Here is a 22715-nt window from a genome sequence, read left to right as displayed (position 1 = left end):
GCTACCAATTATCAATCTTGTCGCAAGGTTGCGTACCTGTCTACTATCGGGAACGTAGACCGAGCCGATGGGTGGATGCCGTGAAGTTCTTCGTACCGCAGGAACCCGCAAGCGAAAGCCGCACCGCGATCAGTCCGGATGCGGTGAAACGGTTGGCCGGCCTCGGCATCGAGACCGTGGTCGAAAGCGGCGCGGGCCTTGCCGCCGGCATGCCCGACGCGGTCCTGGCCGATGCGGGTGCCACGATCGCCGGCGCCGCCGCCGCCGCCCGTGCGGAGGCCGATATCGTCGCCGTCGTCCGCCCGCCGGAGCCCGAGGCCCTTGCCGGGATGAAACCGGGCGCGCTGCTGGTCGGGCTGCTGAGCCCCTATGCCGATCATGCGCGGTTGCAGGCCTATGCCGAGGCCGGCGTCACCGCCTTCGCCTTCGAGTTCATCCCGCGCATCAGCCGGGCCCAGGGCATGGACGCGCTCTCCAGCCAGGCGAACCTGGCCGGCTATGCGGCGGTGCTCCAGGCCGCCGCCCGCTTTGGCCGCGGCTTCCCGATGATGGTGACCGCCGCAGGCACCGTCGCGCCGGCCCGGGTGCTGGTGCTGGGCGCCGGCGTCGCCGGCCTCCAGGCCATCGCCACCGCCAGGCGCCTGGGCGCGGTCGTCTCGGCCATGGACGTGCGCCCCGCCGCCAAGGAGCAGGTGGAATCCCTGGGCGCCACTTTCGTCGACGTCACCACGATGGAGACCAGGTCGGCGGAAACCCAGGGCGGCTATGCCCGCGAAATGTCCAGCGACTACCGGGTGCGGCAGGCGGAAAAGCTGATGGAGGTGCTGCCGCGCACCGATATCGTCATCACCACCGCCCTGATCCCCGGCCGGCCGGCGCCGCTGCTGCTGTCGACGGAGATGGTCGAGACCATGCGCGCCGGCTCCATCGTCGTCGACATGGCGGTGGAACAGGGCGGCAATGTCCAGCCCTCGGTCGCGGGCGAGACGGTCAACCACAAGGGCGTGCTGATCGTCGGCGACCCGAACCTGCCGGGACGGGTGGCCACCGACGCCAGCGCCCTCTATGCGCGCAACATCGTGAATTTCCTCACCCCGCTGGTCGACAAGGACGCGGGCGCGCTCAAGATCGACTGGGAGGACGAAATCGTCTCCTCGGCCCTGATCTGCCGCGATGGAGCGATCACCAACCCGGTCCTGCTGGAAAAGAAGGAGTAGCGTCATGGCGATGGCAGGGGCGGATCCCGCCAAGTTGACCGACCAGGCCGCGGCGCTGTCCGGCCGGCTGCACGACCTTGCCTTGCAGGCCAAGGACATTTCCGGCGATGCGGCCGCGCTCGCCAATCAGGCAACAAGCATGGCGCACACCGGCGCCGGCGGCGTCGACCCGTTCATTTTCGGCCTGACCGTGTTCGCCATGGCCTGCTTCGTCGGCTATTACGTGGTCTGGAAGGTGACGCCGGCGCTGCACGCGCCGCTGATGTCGGTCTCCAACGCCATTTCCGGCGTGGTGGTGCTCGGCGCGCTGATCTCGGCCGGGCCGGCGCTGCTCGGCGCCTCGACCATCATGGGCTTTCTGGCCGTGGTGCTGGCGAGCGTGAACATTTTCGGCGGGTTCATCATCACCCACCGCATGCTCGACATGTTCAAGAAGAAGAGCTGAGGCCATGAGCGAGAACCTCATTGATCTGGCCTACCTCGCCTCGGCGATCTGCTTCGTGCTGGCGATCCGCGGCCTCGCCTCGCCGGAAAGCGCGCGCACCGGCAACCTGATCGGCGTGCTCGGCATGGCCATCGCCATCGCCGCCACCCTGTTCGCGCCGCAGATCCAGACCTTCGTGCTGGTGCTGGGCGGCATCGCGCTCGGCGGCGCCATCGGCATATTCGTGGCGTTGCGGGTGAAGATCACCGAACTGCCGCAGCTCGTCGCCATCTTCAACTCGCTGGTCGGCCTGGCCGCGGTGTTCATCTCCGGCGCCGCCCTGCATTCGCCCTCGCTCTATGGCCTGCCGGCCGCCGCCGAAATGCCGGCCCAGAGCCTGGTCGAGATGATGCTGTCCGCCAGCATCGGCGCCGTCACCTTCACCGGCTCGGTCATCGCCTTCGCCAAGCTTCAGGGCCTGGTCAGCGGCTCACCGCTGGTGTTTCCCGGCCAGCAGGCGGTCAACGGCTTTCTGGGCCTGATCATGGTCTTCTCCGCCATCGCCTTTTGCGGCTGGGGCGGCGAGGGGCTGTTCTGGGCCATGGCCCTGATCTGCTTCGTCTGGGGCGTGATGGTGGTGCTGCCCATCGGTGGCGCGGACATGCCGGTGGTCATCAGCGTGCTGAACTCGCTGTCCGGCTGGGCCAGTTGCGGCATCGGCTTCACCCTCGACAACGCGCTGATGATCATCACCGGCGCGCTGGTGGGCGCGTCCGGCGCGATCCTGTCCTACATCATGTGCAAGGGCATGAACCGCTCGCTGACCAGCGTGCTGCTGGGCGGGTTCGGCGGCGAGAGCGCCAGCCCGGGCGCCGGTGCCGCGGCGGCGGGACTGGGGCCGGTCAAGGCCGGCAATGCCGACGACGCCGCCTTCATGCTGAAGAATGCCGGCAGCGTCATCATCGTGCCGGGCTATGGCATGGCGGTGGCTCAGGCGCAGCACGCGTTGCGCGAGATGGTCGACCTTTTGAAGGCCGAAGGCGTGCGCGTGCGCTATGCCATCCACCCGGTGGCCGGGCGCATGCCGGGCCATATGAACGTGCTGCTGGCGGAGGCGAACGTGCCTTACGAGGACGTGCTGGAGATGGATGACATCAACCGCGACTTCGCCACCACCGATGTCGCCTTCGTCATCGGTGCCAACGACACCACCAACCCCTCGGCCCGCACCGACCCCAGCTCGCCGATCTACGGCATGCCGGTGCTGGAGGTGGACAAGGCGCGCATGGTGATGTTCGTCAAGCGCTCCATGGCCAGCGGCTATGCCGGTGTCGACAACCCGTTGTTCTTCAACGATAACACCATGATGCTGTTCGGCGACGCCAAGAAAATGTGCGAGGACGTGGTCAAGGCGTTTTAGGGTCGAGGCGTTTTAGGCTGGCGCCGGACGCCTCACCCACCGGCCGGCGGTTTGCGCCGCCAGCGGAAATCGCAGTGCGGCGCGCCCTGCATGCGCGTCTGGGTGCGCCGGAACTCCCAGCCGGGGCGGATGCGCGCCTCGGCCGGGAAATCGACGCCACAGGTCATGAGCGCGCCGATTTCCGGTTCGCCGATGGCGCGGAAATAGTCGGCGAAGGCGCAGCCGGTGATGTTGTGGCCGTAGGCGGTGTCGCTGTCCTCCACCACCGCGTGCTCCACCGGAAAGTCCGGGCCGGCCTCCGCCTCGGTGCGCGGGTGGGCGTCGGTCTCGAAGCCCATCCGCTCGCGCCAGGCGACATAGCTGTCGCCGATGGCCTTGCCTACGATGGCGTGCGCCCGCTCCCGGCCCAGTTCCGCCTCCAGCGCCTTGACGATGGGGATGACGGCGCGGGCCTGGATCTTGGTCGCTTCCAGGATCGGGTTTTTCTTCGGCGCGTCGGCCATGCCCTTGTCTCCCCTACCGGAATTTGGCCATCACGTCCTCGGCAAACGCCGCCTGCCGCGCCAGCGCCGTGTCCAGGTCGCCGGCGGCGACATTGACGATCAGGGTCTCGACGCCGCGTTCGGCGAGCGCCGCCACATCGTCCTGCCGCGCCGCGGCGGAGCCGGTCAGCAGCATGCGCGCACCGTCGGCGGCCTGCTTCTCCCGGGGCGAGTGGGCCATGGCGCTGTAGGCGAGGCCGATGCTTGCGGGATCGCGGCCCACCTGATCCGCCGTCTGGCGCAGCTTCGCCAGGGCCGCGTCATAGGCGGCCAGCGTATCCAGCGGCGCCTTGGGATTGCCGCCGGCGATCGGGTACCAGACATCGCCCAGCGTCGCGAGACGCCGCAGCGCCCGGCCGCTCTCGCCGCCGACCCAGATGCGCGGGCCGCCCGGCTGCAGCGTTTTCGGCTCGAAGAAAATGTCCCGGAACTGCACATACTCGCCGTCGAAGAACGGCTTTTCCGCGGTCCACAACTCCTTGAAGGCGCGAATATATTCGTTGGTCACCGCGCCGCGCTCGGCAAAGGGCGCGGTTTTCAGCAGCGCGAATTCCTCGGCCATCCAGCCGGTGCCGATGCCCAACTCGACCCGGCCTCCGGACAACTGGTCGGCGGTGGCGATGGCCTTGGCCGCCAGGATCGGCTCCCGGTGGGGCACCACCATGATCGAGGTCAGCAGCCGCGCGGTCTCGGTCACGCCGGCGACATAGTTCAACAGAGACAACTGCTCGAAGCAGACCCCGTCCCGGCCGCCGGACCAGCCGCCATCGGGGCTGTAGGGGTATTTCGAGCCGATGGTCCGCGGCACGACGATGTGGTCGGACACGGTGAGCACATCATAACCCAGCGCCTCCGCATTGCGGGCAATGGCACGGATCGCCTGCGGGTTGGCGAGCGGGCCGCGATGGGGGACGGAAAGGCCGAACTGCATGATTGTGTCCTCGACGGGAAATCTTGTTGTGCTGCGCCCTGTATTGTATCGGTCCGTCTTCGCCACGGAAGCTACAAAATGGAGAATATCGCATTCATTCCGTACTGCTCCAAATTCAAGAAAAATTCCTGTTTTTTGGTCTTGATGTTGAAACAGCGTATTCCGGTGGGCTCCGGCGCAACATAAATATTCGTATCGGCTTTCATATTTGTTATTCTTTTCCTCAGCCAGCGCAAATTGTCGGCGAATTTCGTGCGGCGTAGACGACTGAACCCCACCAAAATGCGATCGTCGTCCAGAAATTTCAAACCGCGGCACCATCCCAACGGGGCATCGAACGCGCCAAACGTGTTGAGGTCGTAGACCGTGGGGCGATCCGGTGCGCTTGGGTCGACAACCACGATATGACCGTCAACGGTCGTGAAATGCACTTTCCCCTCGCGTACGAGACCGTCATGGGGCCCTTCCACGCCGACCGGAAGGTTCGGTGCGTCGGCGGTCACGCAGATGGCGTCGCGCGGAAAGAAGCGGGTCACCCAAAGCAGGCCGTCCAAGCGAAACGCGAAGTTCGGATGCGTGCGATGGGGCTTCGTTGTCGGGACCTTGCGATAATCGGTTTGTCGGTCGAAGCGGGTGAAGGGTGCCTCTCCCGGCACCGTAGACCATTCCCGGTCGATCTCCCCCGCAGCGTCGACGTGAATCACCAGATCCAGGCCGGTCACAACCACATAGAACCCGCCCTGGCCGTCCGGCAGGACATGATGGACATCATTCAGGCAAGGGTGCGACCAGGTGCGTTCCACGGCAAAATCGTCGGGATTCAGAATCAGAACTTCGGTCTGGGTACAGGCATAGAGACGCCCCCCGGCAAGAGTGCCGGACTTGAACAGAATGGAGGCCCGCTCTTCGGGACATACCTCCGGCGGCGACCGATAAGTCGATTCACCGGTCAGGTCGCCATTGGCGCAATTGACGCGCAATACCTTGGCGTGGGTAAACCTGTGCCATTCTTCTTTTTCTGATTTCGGTTTTTCTTCCCCGCCCAACACAAAGATACTGGTATTTGCCGTCATATTGCATATCCCCGACTGATGACACGGAAAACCATTGGAACGAATGGCGGATAATGGTAAGAAATGGCATGCTGGGAAAGGTGACGGAACGGAAGCTGCCCAACTGGAACGGAACGCACCATGTCGAAGGTTCGTCCGTTACCACACATTTGCTTAACTGTTTTGGAAGCGAGAGTCTATGAGCCACTCGCCTGTCGACGACCTGCGCCGCCTGATTGGCGACGCACAACGGATCGTGATCTTCACCGGCGCCGGCATCTCCACCGAAAGCGGCATTCCCGACTTCCGCTCGCCGGGCGGCATCTGGACCCGCTACAAGCCGATCATGTTCGATGACTTCATGCGCTCGGAGGAAGCCCGGCGCGAAAGCTGGCGGCGCAAGATCGAAACCGACAAAAGCATGACCGTCGCCCAGCCGAACCGCGGCCATCTGGCCGTGGCGGCGTTGGTGAGCCGCGGCTTCTGCACCGCGGTCATCACCCAGAATATCGACGGCCTGCACCAGGCGAGCGGCGTGCCCGCCGAGCGGGTGATCGAACTGCACGGCAACTCCACCTATGCCAAATGCCTGGATTGCGAAACGCACATGGAGTTGAAGCCGATCCTGGAGAATTTCGCCCGCGACGAGACCATGCCCGAATGCCCGTCCTGCGGCTCCGAATATGTCAAGACGGCGACGATCTCCTTCGGCCAATCCATGCCGGAGCAGGAAATGCGGCGGGCCGAGATCGCCACCAACAATTGCGACCTGATGATCGCCATCGGCTCGTCGCTGCAGGTCTACCCCGCCGCCGGCTTCCCGGTGTTGGCCAAGCGCTGCGGCGCCAAGCTCGCCATCCTGAACCGCGAGCCGACCGAACTGGACCAGTATGCCGACCTGGTGGTCAACGACGAGATCGGCCCGACGCTCGGGGCCGCGGTGGGCCTGAACTGACGTGATCGCTGGCTGGCGCGACGCCGTCGCGGTCTATCTCCGCCCAAGGCTGCTGCTGATCCTGGCGCTCGGCTTCGCGAGCGGCCTGCCGCTGGCGCTGTCGACCGCCACCCTCACCTTCTGGCTGGCGGAGGACGGCGTCTCCAAGGCCACCATCGGCGCCTTCGCCCTGGTCGGCACCGCCTACACGCTGAAATTCCTCTGGTCGCCGCTGATCGACCAGCTGCCGCTGCCGGGCCTGACAAGCTGGCTCGGCCGCCGGCGCGGCTGGCTGCTGCTCTGCCAGGCCGCGCTGATCGTCGCCATGCTCGGCCTGGGGCAGCAGCAGCCGGCGGCGGATGCCGCCGCCGTGGCGCTTTGGGCCGTGGCGCTGGCCTTTGCCAGCGCCAGCCAGGACATCGTCATCGACGCCTACCGGGTCGAAATCCTGAGCGACGACGAACAGGGCGCGGGCGCGGCCATGATCGTGTTCGGCTACCGCATCGGCATGCTCGCTTCCGGCGCCGGCGCGCTCTATCTGGCCAGCACACAGCCCTGGGGCACGGTCTATGCCGCCATGGCCGTCGCCATGGGCCTGGGCGTGGCCGCCACCCTGCTGGCGCCGGAGCCACCGGCGCCACAGCACGCCCGCGCCGAGGGCGCCGGCCTCGACCGGGCGCTGACCTGGCTCCGCCGGGCGGTGTTCGAGCCCTTCGCGGAATTCCTGGCCCGGCCCGGCTGGCTCGCCTTCCTGGCCTTCGTCGTCTTCTACAAGCTGGGCGACGCCGCCGCCTCGGTCATGACCAGCCCGCTTTATGTGGAACTGGGCTTTTCCAAGACCGAGGTTGCCGAGGTGGTGAAGGTGTTCGGCCTGGCCGCCACCCTGCTGGGCGCGTTTCTGGGCGGCGCCCTGGTAGCCCGGACCGGCCTGGTGCGGGCGCTCTGGATCGCCGGCGTGCTGCAACTGCTCTCCAATCTGGGCTTTGCCGGCCTGGCGCTGGCGGGCCACGACGTGACGGTTCTGGCGGCTGTCATCGGCTTCGAAAACCTGGCGGGCGGCATGGGCACCACCGCCTTCGTCGCCTTCCTGGCCGCGCTCTGCCACCGGGAATACACCGCCACGCAATACGCCCTGCTCTCGTCGCTGTTCGCCGTCGCCCGCACCTTTCTGGCCGCCCCCGGCGGGGTTCTGGCCGAACAGGTGAACTGGCCGCTGTACTTTTTGCTAACGGCCATTGCCGCCCTTCCGGGCCTGTTGTTGATTGTTCCGTTGCGACGACGCCTTACATCAAGTCACAGTTAACCTGATCCCACGGGAGGGCAGATCATGCTCGTCGGCGTGCCGAAGGAAATCAAAACCCACGAATACCGCGTCGGCCTCGTGCCCGGATCGGTGCGCGAGCTGATCCATCATGGCCACCAGGTCGTCGTCCAGACCGGCGCCGGCGAGGGCTCCGGCTTTGCCGATGCGGCCTATGAGGCCGTCGGCGCCCGCATCGCGCCCGACGCCGCCACCGTGTTCGGCGCGGCGGACATGATCGTCAAGGTGAAGGAGCCGCTGGCCGCCGAGATCGCCATGCTGCGGCCGGACCAGGTGTTGTTCACCTATCTGCACCTCGCCGCCGACAAGACCCAGACCGAGGGGCTTTTGGCGTCCGGCTGCATTGCCATCGCGTATGAGACCGTCACCGATGCCCGCGGCGGCCTGCCCCTGCTCTCGCCCATGAGCGAGGTGGCCGGGCGCATGTCGGTGCAGGTGGGCGCACACCATCTGGAGAAAGAACAGGGCGGCGCCGGCATTCTGCTGGGCGGCGTGCCGGGCGTGCCGGCGGCGGACGTGGTGGTGATCGGCGGCGGCGTCGCCGGCACCAACGCCGTGCGCATGGCCATGGGCCTGGAAGCGCGCGTCACCGTGATCGAGAAAAACCTCGCCCGCCTCTATGACCTGGACCTGCAATTCGGCCCGTCGCTCAACACCCGCTATTCCACCGTCGAGGCCATCGAGGAACTGGTGACCAATGCCGACCTGGTGATCGGCTCGGTGCTGGTGCCGGGCGCAGCCGCGCCGAAGCTGGTGACGGAGGAGATGGTCAAGAACATGCGCAAGGGCTCGGTGCTGGTCGATATCGCCATCGATCAGGGCGGCTGCTTCGCCACGTCCCGCCCCACCAGCCATGCGGAGCCCACCTTCGTGAAGCACGACGTGGTGCATTATTGCGTGACCAACATGCCGGGCGCCGTCGCCCGCACCTCCACCTTTGCGCTGAACAACGCCACCCTGCCGTTCGCGCTCGCCCTGGCGGACAAGGGCTATGCCCGCGCCCTGGGCGACGATCCGCACCTGCAACGGGGGCTCAACGTCCACAAGGGCGACCTGACCTACAAGGCCGTTGCCGACAGCCTGGATCTGCCCTTCATTCCCTGGGTGGCGTAGCGCAGTCTCCGAAAAAAAACCGCGCGGCCCGCAATCCCGGTGGGCCGGCGGCTACCGCGCCGCCAGAACCAGACGGACCGAGTCCGCGGCCGGGTCGAACGGGCGTTTCAGCAGGGCGTTGTAGACCGGCATGACCGGCTCCACGCGCTCGGCCAGCATCGCGTCCAGATCCTCCCAGCAGCGCCAGCGCTCGACCAGATATACCGTGTCGTCCGTGCCCTCCTTCAGGCCGAACTCAAACGCCAAGCAGTTGTATGCCATGGCATCGCGCCGCGCGTGTTCGGCCAGCACGGCCAGGAATTCGGCCGCGTGGTGCGGGTCCTTACAGGCCAGCGTCACGACATGCATAAGCACGCCGTCAGCCAGCCGTTTCCCCTGATGTTTGTTCGCAATCTGCCCGTTGTCCATCCGCCCAGTAGTGATTTTCATTCTCCCGATCTTCCTACTCGATTGTTTTGTTATATATTGTGGTATTGTCGCCGTATTCCGCCGCGGCCGCTATCAGGAGCCGGTCAATGTCTGTCGAAAACTTGCCATTGGTTGAGGTGCCGGATTTCGGCAATGTCGTGGATCCCGACCGCCCGACCCTGTCTTTCGAATGGCAAGTGCAGGCGCCGCACCGCACGCCCGGCCACTCTCACCCCCGCGGCCACGTTATTTACGCGGAGGCCGGAAGCATTTGGGTGGTGACGACCGACGGCAACTGGCTGGTGCCGGCAGGGCTGGCGATCTGGATCCCGCCGCATATCGAACACGAGCTCCACTCGCACGGGCCGGTCGTCGCGCGGCTGCTGTTCATCGACCCGTCATACGCCGCAGCGCTGCCGGGCCATTGCGGCACCCTGAAGGTCAACCGGCTGCTTGAGGCGCTGCTGGAACGCGCTGTCGCCTATGGCAACGCCTATGCCCGCGAAGGACCGGCGGCCCGCCTGGCCCAGGTCATGCTGGACGAATTGGCGGAGATGGAATTCGCCCCGCTGTTCCTGCCGATCTCGAAAGAGCCCCGCCTCGCGCGGGTGATGCAGCGGCTGATCGACGACCCCGAATCCAGCGGCAGCCTGGAAGACATGGCGCGCGAGGCCGGCGCCAGCCCGCGCACTCTGGCGCGTCTGTTTCGCGCGGAAACCGGCATGTCGTTCGGCCAGTGGCGCACCAACCGGCGCCTGATCGAATCGATCATGCGCCTGGAAAAAGGCGCCAGCGTGACCGAGGTGGCACTCGACCTCGGCTATGGCAGCACCAGCAGCTTCGTCTACATGTTCCGCAAGCATCTGGGCATCCCCCCCGGCCGCTATCGCAACGAGGCCGTTGCCGGCTGAGAGGCCAGAGGTCGGCGCGACGCCAGTGCGACGCCGGCACGGCCGCTCCGCAAACCGGTTGCCTGCGGCGCCGGATCGCGCCAACGTTGCCGCGAGGCCTTGCCGCCCCCTGCAACACCGGAAGGAACGCCCGTGAACGACACCTACGACCTTTATGCCATCAAATACGGCTCGGTGCTGAACCGGCCGATGAGCGAGAATTTCATCGGCGGCGACCCGCATGACCTCTCCAAGCACCTGGATTATTATGTCTGGGTCGCCACCAACAACGAACGCACCATCGTCATCGACACCGGCTTCAACCACGAGGTGGCGAAGCTGCGCGGCCGCCAGATCGACCGGCTGCCGCGCGAGGGGTTGGCCCTGCTCGGCATCGATTCGAACAAAGTCGACGACGTCATCATCACCCACCTGCACTACGACCACGCCGGCACGTTCAGCGACTTCAAGAACGCGCGCCTGCACCTGCAGGACAGCGAGATGGAGATGGCCACCGGCCGCTGCATGTGCCACGCGCCGCTGCGCCTGCCCTATCACGTCGAAGACGTGTGCGAGATGGTGCGCAAGGTCTATGCCGAACAGGTGTCGTTCCACGACGGCGACGAACAGATCGCCCCCGGCATCAGCGTCCATCTCTGCAACGGCCACGCCGCCGGCCTGCAGTCGGTGCGGGTCAAGACCCGGCGCGGCTATGTCATGGTCGCGAGCGACGCGACGCATTTCTACATGAATTTCAAGGACAAGAAGCCGTTCCCGATCCTGGTCGACATGGCCCAGATGATCGAGAGCTGGGGCAAGCTGCACCGGCTGGCGGACAGCATCGACCACATCATTCCCGGCCACGACCCGGCCGTGCTCGACTACTATCCCGCCGCCGATCCGAAGCTGGAAGGCATGGTCTGCCGGCTGGACGCCGCGCCGAAGGTCTCGATCGCATGACCAACTGGACCGACCGCCGGCGCGCCTTCCGCGCCGTGATCGCCGGCGAGCAGTGCGTGCATCCGGGCTCGGTCTACGACCCGATGTCGGCGCGTATCGCCCAGCATATCGGCTTCGAGGTCGGCATGTTCGCGGGCTCGACCGGCTCGCTGACCGTGCTCGGCGCGCCCGACCTGATCGTCATGACCTTGACCGAGTTCGCGCAGCAATGCCTGCGCATCAACCGGGCCGCGGAGATTCCGCTGATGGTGGATGCCGACCACGGCTACGGCAACGCCCTCAGCGTCATGCGCACGGTGCAGGAGCTGGAGACGGCCGGTGTCTCCGGCCTCAGCATCGAGGACACGGAACTGCCCCAGCCCTATGGCGAGGCGAAGCAGCGCCTGCTCTCGCTCGACGAGGGCGTCGGCAAGATGAAGGCGGCCATGGCAGCGAAGGAGGACCCGTCGCTGGTGGTTGCCGGCCGCACGTCCGCCATCGCCATCGCCGGCCTCGACGAGGGCGTGAAGCGGGCCCAGGCCTATGAGGCCGCGGGCGTCGACGCGCTGTTCATGGTCGGCGTCAGGACCCGCGCCGAACTGGACGCGGTCAGTGCGGCGACGACGCTGCCGCTGATCCTGGGCGGCGCGACGCCGGAACTGGCCGACAAGGCCTATCTCGCCAGCCGCCGCGTGCGCATCGCGCTGCAGGGCCACCAGCCGATCATGGCCGCCCAGCAGGCGGTCTATGCGACGCTGAAGGCGCTCCGCGACGGCGTCGCGCCCAAGGACCTGGAGGGCCTGCCGTCCAAAGAGTTGGTGCAGGTCTACACCCGCTCCGACCGCTACGACGCCTGGACGGAGGACTTTCTCGGCGGGTGAGCCCTCGGAGCCTCCTTTTCCGGCGCCACCCGCCATTCCCGGAACCCGTCATTGCGAGCCGAAGGCGAAGCAATCCAGCGTTTTAACGCCTTGAAAAACGGCCTGGATTGCTTCGTCGTGTCTCTCCTCGCAATGACGCGATCAAGATTTCCGCGGACGTCCTGATCGTCGGCTCTCCGGCAGGGACTCCCGCTTCCACGGGAGAGGCGGAGGAAATCGTCCCTACCGCCTCCCCGCCCGGAACGCGTCGCGTGCCTGCACCGCGGGCTCGGCGTCCCAGCAGAGCAGCGAGACGTCGGCGTCCATGAACGAGGCCATGTGGTTGCGGGCGTTGGCGGTGGCGTTGATCGCCTCTTTCGACATGGTGACGATCTCGCCGGGCATCGCCGCCGCCGCCGCGGCCAGTTTCAGCGCGCCGGCCACCGCGCCGCCGTCGTCGGCCAGTTCGTCGACCAGGCCCCAGTCGTGGGCCATGTCCGCGCCCATCTTCTCGCAGAGCGTGACGATGCGCTTGGCGCGAGACGGATTGACGAAGTTCAGCAGGCGCGGGATCGCCTGCCATTGCAGGGTCAGGCCCACCTTCACCTCCGGCACGTAGAGATAGGCGCCCCGGCCCATCACCCGCCAGTCGCAGGCAATCGCCAGCGCCACACCGGCACCGACGGCCATACCCTCGATGGCGGCGACGACGATCTGCGGCGCGTCCTCCCAGGCGCGGCAGAGATGGCGGCCGGCCATGCTGCGCGCCCGCTGCTCGGCAAAGCTTTGCGGGCCGAATGTCTCCTTCAGGTCGGCGCCGGCGGAGAACGCCTTGGCCGTGCCAGTCAGCACGATCGCGCGACAGTCATGGTCGGTGTGGAAGCTCTGCCCCACCGCCGTCAGTTCCCGCACCAGCGGCTGGTTGAAGGCGTTCAGGGCCTCGCCGCGGTCGAAGCGGACCACGGCGACCGGCCCCTGCCGCTCGACCGTGGTGAATTGCCAGGGCGATGTCGCCATTGCCGTCCCCTCCTCAGCGCTTGCCGGCGCGGAAGGCTTCGCGCGCCTTGGCGGCCGGCTCCGCGTCGCGGCAGAGCAGCGAGACGTCCGAATCCATGAACGAGGCCAGATGGTTCGAGGCGTTGGCGGTGGCGTTGATCGCCTCTTTCGACATGGTGACGATCTCGCCCGGCATCGCCGCCGCCGCCTCGGCCAGTTTCAGCGCGCCTTCCACCGCCTGGCCATCGTCGGCCAGTTCGTCGACGAGGCCCCAGTCATGGGCCATGTCCGCGCCCATTTTCTCGCACAGCACGACGATGCGCTTGGCGCGCGCCGGGTTGACGAAGTTCAGCAGCCGCGGGATCGCCTGCCATTGCAGGGTCAGGCCGATTTTCACCTCCGGCACATAGAGATAGGCCGACCGGCCCATCACCCGCCAGTCGCACGAGATCGCCAGCGCCACGCCGGCGCCGACGGCGAGGCCCTCGATGGCGGCGACCACGATCTGTGGCGTCTCCTCCCAGGCGCGGCAGAGCCGCCGGCCGAGCTGGCTGCGCTCGCGCTGGTTGGCGAAGCCGGCCGCGCCATAGGTCTCCTTCAGGTCGGCCCCGGCGGAGAACGCCTTGGCCGCTCCGGTCAGCACGATGGCGCGGCAGTCGTGGTCGTTGTGAAAGCTCTGGGCGACGGCGGTCAGCTCGCGCACCAGCGGCTCGTTGAACGCATTCAACGCCTCGCCGCGGTCGAAGCGGACGATGGCCACGGCGCCGCGGCGCTCGATGGTGGTGAACTGCCAGGGCGAAGTCGGCATGACGGGAACTCTTCCTTGCGATTGCGACAAAACACGATGCACCGGGGTATGCCCTGCATGCCCCGGTGTCGGCAATGCGGTTGTGCGGGGGCCGCTATTCGGCCGCGCGGGCGGGCGCGCCGTCTTTCAGATAGCGGATCAGCTGCCGGTCGTGGCGGGTCATGGCGGAAATGCCGGCCCGTTCGGGATAGGGCCGCCAGCGCGGCGCGTTGCCGGCAATGGTGTCGCCCATCACCGTCACCCGCTCGATCACCCGCTCGCCGACGAAGTCGTTGACGACATAGTGCTGGGTGAAGCGGTTGTCCCACATGCCGATGGTGCCGGCGCTCCAGCGATAGCGCACGGTGAAGGCCGGCTGCTGCACCCAGCGGGTCAGATAGGCCAGCATGTGGTCGCTTTCCTGCCCGTTCAGCTCGACGATGCGGCGGGTGAAGTGCTCGTTCACATAAAGCGCCTTCCGGCCCGTCTCCGGGTCGACGCGCACCACCGGATGGATGTGCATGCGGTCGGAGCGATCGTGCGGGTGGGCGTCATGCAGGGCGCTCAGGCCGTCGCACAACTCCTGCAGCGGCGGCGATAGCGCCTCATAGGCGGCGGTCAGGCTGCACCACATGGTGTCGCCGCCCACCTCCGGGCAGATCTTCATGTTGAGGATCGACATGAGCGCCGGATGCTCCAGAAAGGTCAGGTCGGTGTGCCATTCGTCGGCGACGCCGCCTTCGCTCGCCATCAGGCGAAAGATTTCCGGATGCTCCTTGGCGTTGCGCTCTTTCAGGTTCGGATGGCCTTCCAGTTCACCGAAATGGCGGCCGAAGGCCACGTGCTCGTCCGGGCTCAGGAACTGGCCGGGGAAGAACACCACCTTGTGCTCGTTCAACAAATCCTTGACGGCGGCAATGTCGTCGCCGGTCGCCTCGGCCAGTTTCACGCCGCTGATCTCGGCGCCCAGCGCGGCCGAAAGGCGCTTCACGGTCCAACTGTTCCTGGTCATGTCCTCGGGGGCTCCTTTTCCCTGAAAGGGTTATTGGGCCGACGGAGCGCGCCGCAGACGGCGCACGACGATCGGCCGGCCATCGCCAGAACCCCACCACCAATGGACCGGGGCGTCAATAGACCCGAAACCGTCAGCGCCTTGCGGCAACACTGCCGGTTGCCTGTCCGCGAATGCGCCGGATCTGATAGTATTCGCGAAAGCAAAACCGACACCCACGCCAATGGGTCAATCCAATACCGCAACGGGGTTCCGGTCGATGTCGAATATTTCCGAAACCGTCGCCAGTATCGGCCTGTCCGCCATCAAGGACATGGCCGCACGGGCCGCACGGCGCGAGGGCAGCGTCTCGCTCGCCTGGGGCGTGCCCTCGTTCCGCACGCCGGAGGCGATCCGCGCCGGCGCCACCGCCGCCCTGGCGGAGGACCCGGAGGTGGGCAAATACACCCTGCCGGACGGGCTGCCGGCGCTGCGCCAGGCCGCCGCCGCCGACCATCTGGCCCGCAGCGGGCATGCGGTCTCGGCGGACGCCAATATCATCGTCTCCGCCGGCAATATGGAGGCGGGGCAGGTGGTGCTGCGCACCCTGCTCGACCCCGGCGACGAGGTGATCGTCACCGACCCCTGCTTCGCCTCGCACCTGTTGCAGATCAAACTCGCCGGCGGCCGGGCGGTGTTCTGGCCGATGCGCGAGGCGGACGGCTGGCGCGCCGACACCGCCGCCCTGGACGCCCTGGTGACGCCCCGCACCAAGGCGCTGCTGCTGGTCACGCCCTCCAACCCCACCGGCACGGTGTTTCCGCGCCGGGATCTGGAGGCCATCGCCCGGCTAGCCGCGAAACACGACTTCCTGGTCATTGCCGACGACCCCTATTCCCGCTTCGTCTATGACGCCGCCGATATCGCGGCCTTCTGCCATCCGGCCGCGGTGCCGGAACTGCGCGAGCGGCTGGTCTACCTTTTCACCTTCTCGAAATGCTATGCCATGAGCGGCTGGCGGCTCGGCTATATGGTGGTGCCGGACTGGCTGAAGCCGCAGGTGATGAAGGTGCACGACGCGACCCTGATCTGCCCGCCGCGCATCTCCCAGGCCGCCGGCATCGCCGCGCTCACCCACAAGGCCGATCATACCGGCGCGTTCCGCGAGGTCCTCGCCCGCCGCCGCAACCTGATCTGCGAGCGGCTGGACCGGCTCGCCCACGCCTTTTCCTATGTGCGGCCGCACGGCGCCTATTACGTCTTCCCGCGCATCCTGGCCGACCATGAGGACAGCTATAGCTTCGCCCTGGACCTGCTGGACAAGGTCGGCGTCTCCACCACCCCCGGCGGCGCGTTCGGCCCCGGCGGCGAGCACCATGTGCGCGTGGCCTATTGCGTCGACGACGATCGGATCAACCAGGCCTTCGACCGCCTCGACCGCTTTTTCGGCTAGAGCGGGCGCCCCATTTCCCGGCCGAGCCGGAGGCGAGAGCCGGGATCGGTCGCTCTCGCGAACACCTCCGCCCGCCGTGTTCGAAGGAGGCCACCGGCCCCGGATCGGCGCTCCGCACCGTCCGGGGAACAGGGGCGCTCCGTAGCGCCCGGGGAAGCGGAGGGCACCGCTAAATCCGGTTCGAGAAGGCGGTTTCGGCGCTGGTGACGAATTCCAGCAGGCAGGTCCGGCCCTCTTCCGTCGCCCGCTTGGCCCGCAGGATGGCGTTGCCGACGTCGGCCGGGTCCTCGACCCGTTCGCTCCAGCCGCCCAGGTCCTTGGCCAGCGCCGCATAGTTGCCGCCCAGGTCGCGCGCCCGGTGCTTCTCGTGGCTGAGTCGCATGTGCGGGATCTCGATCGCCATGGTCGAGTTGTTGAGGACGATGGTGCACGAGGGAATGCCGCTGCGCACCGCCGTCTCGAAATCCAGCCCGGTCATGCCGAAGGCGGCGTCGCCCATGAAATTGACGCAGAACTTGTCCGGTGCGGCCACCTTCGCGCCGATGGCGAGGCCGAGCCCCGTTCCCAACTGGTGCGACTTGCCCCAGCCCAGATAGGAGCGCGGCACCGTCGCACGGTAGAAGGGCAGGATCTGGTCGCGCGGACTGCCGCTGTCATGGGTGACGATGGCATCGGCCGGGTCGACCACGCGCATGAACTCGTTCAGCACGCGATAGGGCGTCATCGGCGTTTCGGCGCTGGTGAGCTTCGCCTGCCATTCCGCCAGCCACGGGTCGCGCAGCCGGGCGATCTTTTGCGCCATGGCACCGTCGCGATCCTTGCCTTTGAGCCGGTCGCGCACGCAGTCGATCAGCCCCTGCAACACCAGCCGGGCGTCGCCCAGAATGCCGATTTCGGTGGTGTAGTTCTTGTTCAGGTCGCGGGCATCGTTGGTGGCGTGGATCACCCTGGCCGAGGCCGGCAGCGCCGGGCTGGTGATGCGGTGCGGGGTCAGGCTGCAACCGACGCCCAGGATCACGTCCGCCTCCGCCAAAATCGCCTTGCCGTGGGCGGTGTAGACGATGCCGCCAGTGCCCAGCGCCAGCGCATGATCCTCCGGGAAGGCGCTCTTGCCGTCGTTGGTGGTCATGACGGCGGCCTGCAACAGGTCGGCCAGTTCCCGCAATTCCCGGCTGGCCTGGGCGTAGAGCACCCCCTGGCCCGCCAGCAGCATCGGCGTCCGCGCCGCCACCAGCAAATCGGCGGCGGCCTCGATGTCGCGCGGATCGCCGGCCGAACGCACCCGCTTCACCACCCGATAGTCCGGCTCCGCCGCCAGTTGCTGCTTCACCACGTCCACCGGCGTTTCCACCATCACCGGCCCCTGCCGGCCGTTCTTCAGCGCGTTGAAGGCCCGGCGCATCACGCTGCCGACCTCGCCCGGCAGCGTGATCTCCTCCACCTGCTTGGTCACCGACTCGTAGGTGCGGGTGGATTTGAACATCGGATAGACCTGCGACGCGTCGCGCGCATGGCCGAGCGGCAGCAGCAGGATCGGCACGGAGTCGGAATAAGCGGACGCGATGCCCGGAAACGCGTTTTCCGCGCCGGGCCCGTACTGCATGGCGAACACCGCCGGCGGCTTGCCGTTGGCGACGCGGGCGAAGCCGCTCGCCATGTCGACGCCGACCCGTTCCTGCCGGCAGATCACCGGGCGCAGGCCCGCCCCCACCGCGGCCTCGATGATCGGCGTCGTCGGGAAGCAGAACAGGGTGTCGATGCCCTCCTTCCGCAGGATCTGGGCCATGGCGTCCATCACGAGCATGGGAACGGTCTCCGCACTTGGGGCGTCAGAAGAGAGGCCGGAAGCCTAGCGCCCTGCCTCCCCACCGTCGACCGCCATCGTTCCCCGGCCCTGAGCCGGGGCCGCTCTCGGCGTGCGAACACGGGCGACGGTGTTCGATGGAGGAAGCCGGCCCCGGATCGGCGCTCCGCACCGTCCGGGGCACACGGATCCTCAGGCTGCGGCCGCGATCGCCAGGAAATCGGCCGCGTTCAGGCTGGCGCCGCCCACCAGCGCGCCGTTGACATTGGCCAGCGCCAGGATCTCCGCCGCATTGCCGGGCTTGACCGAGCCGCCATAGAGCAGGCGCACCTGGTCGCCGTCCTTCAGGCGCTCGGCCAGCAGGGCACGCATGGCGTCGTGCACCTCGGCAATGTCGTCCAGCGACGGGGTGCGGCCGGTGCCGATGGCCCAGACCGGCTCATAGGCAATGACGGTGTTGGCCGCCGTCGCCGCGTCGGGCAGGGAGCCATTGATCTGGCGGCGCACCACGTCCAGCGCCGCGCCCCGGTCGCGCTCGTCCTCAGTCTCGCCGACGCAGATGATCGCGGTCAGGCCGGCGCGCTGGCCGGCGACGGCTTTCTGCCAGACCAGGGCGTCGTCCTCGCGGTGGTTGGTGCGGCGCTCGGAATGGCCGACGATGACATAGCGGCAGCCCAGATCCGCCAGCATCGGCGCGGCGATGTCGCCGGTGTGGGCGCCCGACGCCTCCGAATGGCAATCCTGGCCGCCCAGGCTGACCAGGCCGTTGCGCAGCGGCTCGCCCAGCGTGTTTGCCGCCAGGCTGAGCAGCGTTGCCGGCGGGCATAGCAGCAGGTCCGCCTTGGCGACGACGCCGGGCGCACCGGCGGCGACGGTTTTCGCCAGCGTCACGCCGTCGGCGCGCAGGCCGTTCATCTTCCAATTGCCGGCGATCAGGGTTTTGAGGGCAGCCATTTCGGGTTCTCCGCTGCGGGACATGCGTTCGATCCGCCCCCTAGCACATCCGCCGCGACCGGGCCAGTTGCTGCCGGGCCGCGGTCACTCTATATACGGGCGTCCCGCAAGTTTTCCGTATGTTGCCGTTTGGGTTCAAGGACGCGCCAATGATTACCGCAATGCGCAAAGGCGCCACCGGCTGGGTTGCCAAAATCCTTTTCGGGCTGCTGATTATCTCGTTCGGCGCCTGGGGGATCGTGGACTATCTGAAGCCGGACCCGGACCCGGTCGTCATCCAGGTCGGCGATTCCGGCGTGCGTCAGTCGACCCTGCGCAGCCAGTTCAACTTCTCGCTGGAGCGCCTGCGCCAGCGCCTCGGCTCCACGGTGACGCAGGAAATGGCCCTGAACATGGGCCTCGACGACCAGGTCATCGACGGGGTGGTGGACGTCCAGGTGCTGAACCGCGAGGCGGAGCATATGGGGATGGCCACCAACGAGGACATGCTGCGCACCGCCATCGCCCAGGAACCGGCGTTCCGCGGCGTGACCGGCACCTTCGACCGCAACCGCTACGAACAGGTCCTGTTCAGTTCCGGCATGAGCGAACCGCAATTCCTGGCCGACGTGCAAAGCCGCCTGCTGCGCGACCCGCTGCTGGCCGCGGCCGTGGCCGAACCGCCGGTGCCCAAGCCCATGCTCGACACCCAGTACGCCTTCTTCGCCCAACAGCGCAGCCTGACCCTGCTCAGCAAGGAGCACACCGGGTTCGTCGCGCCGGCCGACCCGGGAGACGGCCCGCTGCGGGCGTTCTATGACGGCACCGGCAAGGCCTACAACCTGCCGGAATTGCGCGATATCTCCGCCATCATCCTCAGCCCGGAAGCCATCGCCAAGAATTTCGCGGTGCCGGAAGAGCGCATCGCCGAGGCCTATGAGGCCCGCATCGCTCAGTACCAACACCCCGAGGAACGCACGATCTCGCAATTGCTGTTCACGGACGCCGACGCCGCGGCCAAGGCGGTGGCGCGGCTGCGCAATGGCGAAAGCTGGGTGTCGGTGGCCGCGGACTCCGGCGGCGTCGCCACGGAACTGGGCTCGCTGACCAAGGCGGGCATGGTGCCGACGCAACTCGCCGGCCCGGCCTTTGCCCTGACAGCGGCGGGCTTCACCGATCCGATCCAGACGCCGTTCGGCTATCACGTGCTCTGGGTCAAGGCCATCGACCCGGCCTCGACCACGCCGCTGGCCGAGGTCCATGACGAACTGCGCCATGCGGTGGCGCTCGACCTGGCCGTCGACGAGTTGATCAAGCGGGCCAACACGGTCGAGGATTCCATTGCCGGCGGCGGCACGCTGGAGGATGCGGCCAACGCCGTCGACATGCCGGTGCAGACCTTCAAGGGCGTGAGCCGCACCGGCCAGACCGCCGATGGCAGCCGGCCCGACGGCCTGCCCAAGGGCGGCCAGTTCCTGGCGCTCGCCTACCAGACCGACGACGGCGAGACCTCGGTCCTGACCGAAACGCCCGACGGCGGCTATTTCGTCCTGCGCGTCGACCGTGTCATCGCGTCGGCCAAGCAGCCCTTCGCCACCATCCGCGACAAGGTGCTGAGCGATTGGACCGAACGGCAACGCGCCGAAGCGGCCAAGACCGCCGCCGACAAGCTGGCGGAAGCGGTGCGCGCGGGCGGCGACATCGGCGCCGAGGCCAAAACCGCCGGCTTTGCCGAGACGACGCTCACCGCCGTCACCCGCACGCAAACGCCGGCGCCCGCCACCCCGGAACTGGTGGACGCCGCCTTCAAGGCCAAGAAGGGAGAGGTGATCGTGGTCAACGGCCCCGACCGCGTCTTCGTCGCGCGCATCGACGACGTCACCGTGCCGAAGCCGGGGGACGACGACAAGACCGCCGAACAGGCGATGACCCAGCTTCGCCAGATCCTCAACCGCGATCGCCGCCAGGAAATCGCCCGCGCCTTCCAACAGGCGGTGCGGGCCAATTACGATGTCGATATCGACAAGGCCGCGATCGACCGTGCATTGCGTTAAGTTGCGTTAGAAGGCGCCCCGTCCCATGACCTCTCTTGCCATCGAGCCTGCCTTTTCCGCATTCCGGGCGGCGTATGACGCCGGCAAGCCGCAACTGGTCTGGTGCCACCTGATCAGCGACCTGGAAACGCCGGTCTCGGCCTGGCTCAAACTGGGGTCGGATCAGCCGAACGCCTTCCTGCTCGAGTCGGTCGAGGGCGGCGCCAGCCGCGGCCGTTATTCCTTCATCGGCCTGTCGCCGGACCTGATCTGGCGCTGCCACGGCGACAAGGCCGAGGTGAACCGACAGGCGCTGAGCGACCCGGACGCCTTCCGGCCCTGCGAGACCGGGGCGCTGGCCTCGCTGCGCGCGCTGATCGAGGAAGCGCAGATCCCCGACCTGCCGCCGAAACTGCCGCCCATGGCCTCCAGCCTGGTCGGCTATATGGGCTATGACATGGTGCGGCTGATGGAATATCTGCCGAACACCCCGCCGGACACGCTCGGCCTGCCGGACGGCCTGTTCATCCGCCCGACCGTCATGGCGGTGTTCGACGGCGTCGAGGACCGCATCACCCTGGTCTCGCCGGTGCGCCCGGCAGAGGGCCTGGACGCGCGCGCCGCCTATGACCGCGCCCACCAGCGCCTGGTCGAGGCGGCGGAGCAGTTGGAACAGCCGCTGCCGCCGACCGCCAGCGCCCTTTCCGCGGCCGCACCGGGGCCGGGACCGGAGCCGGTGGCAAACATGACCCGCGACGTGTTCGAGGGGAACGTGCTGAAGGCGCGCGAATACATCCACGCCGGCGATGCCTTCCAGATCGTGCCCTCGCAACGCTTCGCCGTGCCGTTCGAACTGCCGCCGTTCGCGCTCTATCGCGCGCTGCGGCGGCTGAACCCCTCGCCCTTCCTGTTCTTTTTCAATCTTTCGGGCTTTTCCATCGTCGGTTCATCGCCGGAAATCCTGGTGCGGGTGCGCGACAACCGCGTCACCATCCGCCCGCTCGCGGGCACCCGGCGGCGCGGCGCCACCGAAGCCGAGGACCGGGCGCTGGCCGAGGAGTTGCAGAACGATCCGAAGGAACTGGCCGAGCACCTGATGCTGCTGGACCTCGCCCGCAACGATGTCGGCCGCGTCGCCAAGATCGGCTCGGTCGAGGTGGTGGGCCAGTTCGAGATCGAGCGCTACAGCCATGTCATGCACCTGTCCTCGACGGTCGAGGGCGAGCTGGATCCCAGCTATGACGCGTTCGGCGCGCTCATCGCCGGCTTCCCGGCCGGCACGCTGTCCGGCGCGCCCAAGGTGCGGGCCATGGAGATCATCGACGAGTTGGAGCCGGAGAAGCGCGGCATCTATGCCGGCTGCATCGGCTATTTCGCCGCCGACGGCACCATGGACACCTGCATCGGCCTGCGCACGGCGCTGGTGAAGGATGGCAAGATGTACGTCCAGGCCGGCGTCGGCGTCGTCGCCGACTCGAACCCGGCGGCGGAATACCAGGAAAGCATCGACAAGGCCGCAGCCTTGGTGCGTGCCGCCGGCGAAGCCGTCCGCTACGCGCCGCAGTGAGGGGCAAAACGATGCGCAACCCCTTCTTCCGATGGCGTCATTGCGAGATGGCGCAGCCGACGACGCAATCCCGGCTGCCCGCCACCCCCGCCCCGACCCG

At 67.4% G+C, this 22715-nt stretch carries 21 protein-coding genes; 12 read left to right on the top strand and 9 right to left on the bottom strand.

The genetic code is table 11. From position 1 onward, the window contains the following. The first annotated feature begins 80 nt into the window (after window positions 1-80). Genes H6844_02020 through H6844_02010 form a run of 3 tightly spaced genes read left to right on the top strand, consistent with a single transcriptional unit; the run spans window position 81 to window position 3061 of the window. Window positions 81-1217 (top strand): Re/Si-specific NAD(P)(+) transhydrogenase subunit alpha, encoded by a 1137-nt coding sequence (locus H6844_02020; GenBank protein MCB9928185.1) that lies wholly within the window; start codon window positions 81-83, stop codon window positions 1215-1217. A 10-nt stretch (window positions 1218-1227) separates the two neighbouring features. Continuing rightward, window positions 1228-1662 (top strand): NAD(P) transhydrogenase subunit alpha, encoded by a 435-nt coding sequence (locus H6844_02015; GenBank protein ID MCB9928184.1) that lies wholly within the window; start codon window positions 1228-1230, stop codon window positions 1660-1662. Between the two features lie 4 nt (window positions 1663-1666). Then, complete coding sequence (locus H6844_02010; protein ID MCB9928183.1) at window positions 1667-3061, top strand: NAD(P)(+) transhydrogenase (Re/Si-specific) subunit beta; 1395 nt, start codon at window positions 1667-1669, stop codon at window positions 3059-3061. Window positions 3062-3093: 32 nt separating this feature from the next. Here H6844_02010 and H6844_02005 read toward each other — a convergent pair whose 3' ends face one another. The 3 genes from H6844_02005 to H6844_01995 form a co-directional block, all read right to left on the bottom strand. Then, window positions 3094-3564: an L-2-amino-thiazoline-4-carboxylic acid hydrolase gene (locus tag H6844_02005; protein MCB9928182.1), complete on the bottom strand. Its 471-nt coding sequence runs from the start codon at window positions 3562-3564 to the stop codon at window positions 3094-3096. Between the two features lie 13 nt (window positions 3565-3577). Next, on the bottom strand, window positions 3578-4534 hold the full coding sequence (locus tag H6844_02000; protein ID MCB9928181.1) for a TIGR03619 family F420-dependent LLM class oxidoreductase: 957 nt from the start codon (window positions 4532-4534) through the stop codon (window positions 3578-3580). Window positions 4535-4605: 71 nt separating this feature from the next. Continuing rightward, window positions 4606-5607: a hypothetical protein gene (locus tag H6844_01995; GenBank protein ID MCB9928180.1), complete on the bottom strand. Its 1002-nt coding sequence runs from the start codon at window positions 5605-5607 to the stop codon at window positions 4606-4608. Between the two features lie 178 nt (window positions 5608-5785). Between H6844_01995 and H6844_01990 the strand changes: the two genes are divergently transcribed. Genes H6844_01990 through ald form a run of 3 tightly spaced genes read left to right on the top strand, consistent with a single transcriptional unit; the run spans window position 5786 to window position 8954 of the window. Then, window positions 5786-6541, top strand: a complete 756-nt coding sequence (locus H6844_01990) for an NAD-dependent deacetylase (GenBank protein MCB9928179.1) — start codon at window positions 5786-5788, stop codon at window positions 6539-6541. A 1-nt stretch (window position 6542) separates the two neighbouring features. After that, window positions 6543-7823: an AmpG family muropeptide MFS transporter gene (locus H6844_01985; GenBank protein MCB9928178.1), complete on the top strand. Its 1281-nt coding sequence runs from the start codon at window positions 6543-6545 to the stop codon at window positions 7821-7823. A gap of 24 nt (window positions 7824-7847) precedes the next feature. Next, the gene (ald, locus tag H6844_01980) at window positions 7848-8954 is read left to right on the top strand and encodes an alanine dehydrogenase (GenBank protein ID MCB9928177.1); all 1107 of its coding nucleotides are present in this window, start codon (window positions 7848-7850) and stop codon (window positions 8952-8954) included. A gap of 51 nt (window positions 8955-9005) precedes the next feature. Here ald and H6844_01975 read toward each other — a convergent pair whose 3' ends face one another. Continuing rightward, complete coding sequence (locus H6844_01975; protein ID MCB9928176.1) at window positions 9006-9383, bottom strand: hypothetical protein; 378 nt, start codon at window positions 9381-9383, stop codon at window positions 9006-9008. An 86-nt stretch (window positions 9384-9469) separates the two neighbouring features. On the opposite strand from H6844_01975, the gene H6844_01970 reads away from it, so the two are divergent. From H6844_01970 to H6844_01960, 3 genes are all read left to right on the top strand, one after another. Beyond that, a complete protein-coding gene (locus tag H6844_01970; protein MCB9928175.1) occupies window positions 9470-10273 on the top strand; it encodes a helix-turn-helix transcriptional regulator in 804 nt (267 codons plus the stop codon). Between the two features lie 189 nt (window positions 10274-10462). Further along, window positions 10463-11212: an N-acyl homoserine lactonase family protein gene (locus H6844_01965; protein MCB9928174.1), complete on the top strand. Its 750-nt coding sequence runs from the start codon at window positions 10463-10465 to the stop codon at window positions 11210-11212. Then, a complete protein-coding gene (locus H6844_01960; protein ID MCB9928173.1) occupies window positions 11209-12072 on the top strand; it encodes an isocitrate lyase/PEP mutase family protein in 864 nt (287 codons plus the stop codon). Before H6844_01965 ends, H6844_01960 begins: the two co-directional genes overlap by 4 nt. Before the next feature lie 222 nt (window positions 12073-12294). Here H6844_01960 and H6844_01955 read toward each other — a convergent pair whose 3' ends face one another. The 3 genes from H6844_01955 to H6844_01945 form a co-directional block, all read right to left on the bottom strand. After that, the gene (locus H6844_01955) at window positions 12295-13068 is read right to left on the bottom strand and encodes an enoyl-CoA hydratase/isomerase family protein (protein ID MCB9928172.1); all 774 of its coding nucleotides are present in this window, start codon (window positions 13066-13068) and stop codon (window positions 12295-12297) included. 13 nt (window positions 13069-13081) lie between these two features. Continuing rightward, window positions 13082-13855 carry an enoyl-CoA hydratase/isomerase family protein gene (locus H6844_01950; protein ID MCB9928171.1) on the bottom strand — a complete coding sequence of 258 codons (774 nt, stop codon included), beginning with the start codon at window positions 13853-13855 and terminating at the stop codon, window positions 13082-13084. A 94-nt stretch (window positions 13856-13949) separates the two neighbouring features. Next, on the bottom strand, window positions 13950-14846 hold the full coding sequence (locus H6844_01945; GenBank protein ID MCB9928170.1) for a TauD/TfdA family dioxygenase: 897 nt from the start codon (window positions 14844-14846) through the stop codon (window positions 13950-13952). A gap of 259 nt (window positions 14847-15105) precedes the next feature. Here H6844_01945 and H6844_01940 point away from each other — a divergent pair, with 259 nt between their 5' ends. Then, a complete protein-coding gene (locus H6844_01940) occupies window positions 15106-16278 on the top strand; it encodes a pyridoxal phosphate-dependent aminotransferase (GenBank protein MCB9928169.1) in 1173 nt (390 codons plus the stop codon). A 169-nt stretch (window positions 16279-16447) separates the two neighbouring features. Here the strand turns inward: H6844_01940 and H6844_01935 are convergent, their stop codons facing one another. Both H6844_01935 and H6844_01930 read right to left on the bottom strand, forming a co-directional pair. Continuing rightward, window positions 16448-18082 (bottom strand): thiamine pyrophosphate-requiring protein, encoded by a 1635-nt coding sequence (locus H6844_01935; GenBank protein ID MCB9928168.1) that lies wholly within the window; start codon window positions 18080-18082, stop codon window positions 16448-16450. 192 nt (window positions 18083-18274) lie between these two features. Further along, the gene (locus H6844_01930) at window positions 18275-19036 is read right to left on the bottom strand and encodes a triose-phosphate isomerase (GenBank protein MCB9928167.1); all 762 of its coding nucleotides are present in this window, start codon (window positions 19034-19036) and stop codon (window positions 18275-18277) included. Window positions 19037-19197: 161 nt separating this feature from the next. Between H6844_01930 and H6844_01925 the strand changes: the two genes are divergently transcribed. Together H6844_01925 and trpE are read left to right on the top strand one after the other, a co-directional pair. After that, window positions 19198-21069 carry a SurA N-terminal domain-containing protein gene (locus H6844_01925; protein MCB9928166.1) on the top strand — a complete coding sequence of 624 codons (1872 nt, stop codon included), beginning with the start codon at window positions 19198-19200 and terminating at the stop codon, window positions 21067-21069. Window positions 21070-21094: 25 nt separating this feature from the next. Further along, a complete protein-coding gene (gene trpE, locus H6844_01920; GenBank protein ID MCB9928165.1) occupies window positions 21095-22615 on the top strand; it encodes an anthranilate synthase component I in 1521 nt (506 codons plus the stop codon). The last annotated feature ends 100 nt before the right edge of the window (window positions 22616-22715 follow it).

The sequence above is a fragment of the Alphaproteobacteria bacterium genome (assembly GCA_020638555.1).
Classification (GTDB): domain Bacteria; phylum Pseudomonadota; class Alphaproteobacteria; order Bin95; family Bin95; genus JACKII01.
This window is presented reverse-complemented; position numbering and strand designations above follow the sequence as displayed.

What these genes read in the sequence shown, in the direction of transcription:
- H6844_02015 (MCB9928184.1), top strand. Translation starts at nt 1,228, where the DNA reads ATGGCAGGGGCGGATCCCGCCAAGTTGACCGACCAGGCCGCGGCGCTG.
- H6844_02010 (MCB9928183.1), top strand. Translation starts at nt 1,667, where the DNA reads ATGAGCGAGAACCTCATTGATCTGGCCTACCTCGCCTCGGCGATCTGC.
- H6844_02005 (MCB9928182.1), bottom strand. Translation starts at nt 3,564, where the DNA reads ATGGCCGACGCGCCGAAGAAAAACCCGATCCTGGAAGCGACCAAGATC.
- H6844_02000 (MCB9928181.1), bottom strand. Translation starts at nt 4,534, where the DNA reads ATGCAGTTCGGCCTTTCCGTCCCCCATCGCGGCCCGCTCGCCAACCCG.
- H6844_01995 (MCB9928180.1), bottom strand. Translation starts at nt 5,607, where the DNA reads ATGACGGCAAATACCAGTATCTTTGTGTTGGGCGGGGAAGAAAAACCG.
- H6844_01990 (MCB9928179.1), top strand. Translation starts at nt 5,786, where the DNA reads ATGAGCCACTCGCCTGTCGACGACCTGCGCCGCCTGATTGGCGACGCA.
- ald (MCB9928177.1), top strand. Translation starts at nt 7,848, where the DNA reads ATGCTCGTCGGCGTGCCGAAGGAAATCAAAACCCACGAATACCGCGTC.
- H6844_01975 (MCB9928176.1), bottom strand. Translation starts at nt 9,383, where the DNA reads ATGAAAATCACTACTGGGCGGATGGACAACGGGCAGATTGCGAACAAA.
- H6844_01970 (MCB9928175.1), top strand. Translation starts at nt 9,470, where the DNA reads ATGTCTGTCGAAAACTTGCCATTGGTTGAGGTGCCGGATTTCGGCAAT.
- H6844_01965 (MCB9928174.1), top strand. Translation starts at nt 10,463, where the DNA reads ATGAGCGAGAATTTCATCGGCGGCGACCCGCATGACCTCTCCAAGCAC.
- H6844_01960 (MCB9928173.1), top strand. Translation starts at nt 11,209, where the DNA reads ATGACCAACTGGACCGACCGCCGGCGCGCCTTCCGCGCCGTGATCGCC.
- H6844_01955 (MCB9928172.1), bottom strand. Translation starts at nt 13,068, where the DNA reads ATGGCGACATCGCCCTGGCAATTCACCACGGTCGAGCGGCAGGGGCCG.
- H6844_01950 (MCB9928171.1), bottom strand. Translation starts at nt 13,855, where the DNA reads ATGCCGACTTCGCCCTGGCAGTTCACCACCATCGAGCGCCGCGGCGCC.
- H6844_01945 (MCB9928170.1), bottom strand. Translation starts at nt 14,846, where the DNA reads ATGACCAGGAACAGTTGGACCGTGAAGCGCCTTTCGGCCGCGCTGGGC.
- H6844_01940 (MCB9928169.1), top strand. Translation starts at nt 15,106, where the DNA reads ATGTCGAATATTTCCGAAACCGTCGCCAGTATCGGCCTGTCCGCCATC.
- H6844_01935 (MCB9928168.1), bottom strand. Translation starts at nt 18,082, where the DNA reads ATGCTCGTGATGGACGCCATGGCCCAGATCCTGCGGAAGGAGGGCATC.
- H6844_01930 (MCB9928167.1), bottom strand. Translation starts at nt 19,036, where the DNA reads ATGGCTGCCCTCAAAACCCTGATCGCCGGCAATTGGAAGATGAACGGC.
- H6844_01925 (MCB9928166.1), top strand. Translation starts at nt 19,198, where the DNA reads ATGCGCAAAGGCGCCACCGGCTGGGTTGCCAAAATCCTTTTCGGGCTG.
- trpE (MCB9928165.1), top strand. Translation starts at nt 21,095, where the DNA reads ATGACCTCTCTTGCCATCGAGCCTGCCTTTTCCGCATTCCGGGCGGCG.